A 420-nucleotide genomic window follows, 5' to 3' on the forward strand; every position below is an offset into this window, starting at 1 on the left:
GTCGGTCAGACGTTCCTGCACGAGAACCGTATTCGTCAGGCCGCCAGCAGCCTGGGGGCCGCCCAGTTCTGTATCGACCGCGCCGTGGACTACGCCAACCGGCGCATGGTGTTCGGTAAGCCGCTGGCGGTGAACCAGGCGGTGCAGTGGCCGTTGGTGGAATTGCAGACCGAGGCGCAGATGGTCCGCCTGCTCGTTCGTTATGCCGCGACGCAGCTGGACCAGAACCATCACATGGAAGTGTCGGACAAGGTGTCGATGGCCAACTACCGTGCCAACCGTCTGGCATGCGAGGCGGCCGACCGGGCCATGCAGGTACACGGCGGTATCGGCTACAGCCGTCACGAACCGTTCGAGCACATCTACCGGCACCATCGGCGCTATCGCATCACCGAGGGCGCCGAGGAGATCCAGATGCGC

Annotated in this window: 1 protein-coding gene; it reads left to right on the forward strand. The window is 64.5% G+C overall.

Features of this window, described 5'->3' with window-relative positions:
• A partial coding sequence (locus IMZ11_RS44365; RefSeq protein WP_228649787.1) for an acyl-CoA dehydrogenase occupies window positions 1–420 on the forward strand: 420 nt, incomplete at both ends.

The organism is Microtetraspora sp. AC03309, from assembly GCF_020826795.1.
Classification (GTDB): domain Bacteria; phylum Actinomycetota; class Actinomycetes; order Streptosporangiales; family Streptosporangiaceae; genus Microtetraspora; species Microtetraspora glauca.